This is a genomic window from Acetobacter sp., from assembly GCF_047721705.1.
Classification (GTDB): Bacteria; Pseudomonadota; Alphaproteobacteria; order Acetobacterales; family Acetobacteraceae; genus Acetobacter.
The window spans coordinates 1-2,313 of the sequence record NZ_JBDNXK010000176.1 but is presented as its reverse complement, the minus strand read 5'-3'; the positions used below and the strand labels follow the sequence as shown (position 1 = coordinate 2,313).

Genomic DNA, 2,313 nt, shown 5'->3' with positions numbered 1-2,313 from the left:
CGGGCCTGTCGCGGAACACGATCCGGAAATATCTTCGGGCAGACACGGTTGAGCCGGTTTTCAGGGCATCAGAGCGTCCGAGCAAACTGGATTTGTTTGCCGAAAAGCTGAAGACCTGGCTTGCTCATGAGGCGACGCGCCCGCGCAAGCAGCGTCGGACGGGCAAGCGCCTTTATTCGGACCTTGTCGCCCTTGGTTACAAAGGGTCATATGGCCGTGTTGCGGCCTTCATCCGGACGTGGCGGGCCGAGCAGAGGCTGGCCCTGCAGACGACGGGACGCGGTGTCTTCATTCCCCTGCGTTTTCAACCGGGCGAGGCCTTTCAGTTTGACTGGGGTGAGGACTGGGCTGTTGTTGGTGGCCGACGCGTCAAGCTTCAGGTTGCCCACACCAAACTCAGCTACAGCCGGGCCTTCGTTCTGCGGGCCTATCCCTTGCAGACCCATGAAATGCTGTTTGACGCCCTGACTGAGGCCTTCCGGATGCTGGGCGGCGTGCCGCGCCGGGGTATTTTCGATAATATGAAAACAGCTGTGGATCATGTCGGGCGAGGGAAAGCCCGGCAGGTAAACCTGCGTTTTTCCGCACTTGTGAGCCACTATCTGTTTGAGGCGGATTTCTGTAATCCTGCATCGGGATGGGAGAAAGGACAGATTGAGAAGACCGTTCAGGATGCCCGCCGCCAGATCTGGCAGGAGATGCCGCATTTCCCTGATCTTGCAGCCCTGAATCTCTGGCTTGAGAGGCGCTGCCGTGAGCACTGGGCAGATCAGCGGCATGTGGACCTACCGGGCAGTGTCGCCGAGGCCCATGCCGCCGAAGTGCCGCATCTGATGAGCATGGGGCGCCCCTTCGATGGATTTGTCGAACACACCAAGAGAGTGTCTCCGACCTGCCTCATCCGTTTTGAGGGCACCAGCTACAGCGTGCCAGCGTCCTTTGCCAACCGTCCTGTCAGTCTGCGTGTCTATCCCGCCCGACTGGTGATCGTAGCCGAGGGACGTGTGCTGTGCGAGCATGGCCGGATCATTGAACGCTCTCACACTGCGTCCAGTCGAACGGTTTATGACTGGCGCCATTACCTGGCCGTTCTTCAGCGTAAACCGGGTGCCTTGCGCAATGGTGCGCCATTTGCCGAATTGCCTCAGGCCTTCCGTGTCCTGCAGGAGCATCTCCGCAAACGGACTGGTGGTGAGCGGGACATGGTCGAGGTCCTGGCCCTTGTGCTGCATCACGACGAACAAGCCGTGCTTTGCGCGGTGGAACTGGCACTTGAAGATGGCGTCCCGACCAAAACGCACATCCTCAATACGCTGCATCGTCTGACGGATGGCAAAAAAACCGCGACAGCACGGATTGAGACGCCGCAGGCCCTGACACTTGAACGTGAGCCGCTTGCCAATACCTCCCGCTATGACGCCCTGCGTGGGGAGATCCGCCATGCGTCATGATCCTGCTGCTGGCGCTCTTGTCGTCATGCTCCGCGGCCTGCGGATGTATGGCATGGCTCAGGCCACGGAAGAACTGACCGAACAGGGCGCTCCGGCCTTCGAAGCGGCAATCCCGGTTCTCTCCCAGCTTCTGAAAGCAGAACTTGCAGAACGGGAGATACGCTCCATTGCCTATCAGAAAAAAGCGGCAAGGTTCCCAGCCTATAAGGATCTGGCAGGTTTTGATTTCTCCTGTGCCGACATCAACGAAGCGATGGTGCGTCAACTCCATGGAGGTACCTTCATTGACCATGCCGAAAATGTCGTTCTGATCGGGGGACCGGGCACAGGAAAAAGCCATATCGCAACAGCTCTTGCCATGCAGGCCATCGAACATCACCGTAGGAAAGCCCGCTTCTGGTCCACGGTCGATCTTGTGAACGCTCTCGAGCAGGAAAAAGCCGCCAACCGGTCAGGGCAGATCGCAGACCGTCTCCTGCGCCTCGATCTCGTGATCCTTGATGAACTCGGTTACCTGCCGTTCAGCGCGTCAGGTGGGGCTCTTCTGTTCCATCTGCTCAGCCGTCTCTACGAGCGGACCAGTGTCATTATCACAACCAATCTGGGCTTCGGGGAATGGGGCGATGTCTTCGGAGACCCCAAGATGACAACAGCCCTCCTCGATCGGCTTACTCACCACTGTCATATCCTTGAGACAGGAAATGACAGCTACAGGTTCAGAGCCAGTAGCGCCAAACCAAAAATCAGAAAGGAAAAGGCAGAAACACACGCTTGAATATCTCCTCAAAACAGGAGACATACACAATCAGGCCGGGTCAATTGCTCATGAAAATCCCGGGTCAGTTCTCAACGAAAATCAACA

General features: G+C 57.6%; 2 protein-coding genes. Both read left to right on the top strand.

Translation table 11 applies throughout. The features are described from left to right. A partial coding sequence (gene istA / locus ABF824_RS16255) for an IS21 family transposase (protein WP_415489989.1) occupies positions 1–1,451 on the top strand: 1,451 nt, incomplete at its 5' end. Further along, the gene (gene istB / locus ABF824_RS16250; RefSeq protein ID WP_029606259.1) at positions 1,441–2,226 is read left to right on the top strand and encodes an IS21-like element helper ATPase IstB; all 786 of its coding nucleotides are present in this window, start codon (positions 1,441–1,443) and stop codon (positions 2,224–2,226) included. The genes istA and istB, both read left to right, overlap by 11 nt. The last annotated feature ends 87 nt before the right edge of the window (positions 2,227–2,313 follow it).

What these genes read in the sequence shown, in the direction of transcription:
- istB (WP_029606259.1), top strand. Translation starts at nt 1,441, where the DNA reads ATGCGTCATGATCCTGCTGCTGGCGCTCTTGTCGTCATGCTCCGCGGC.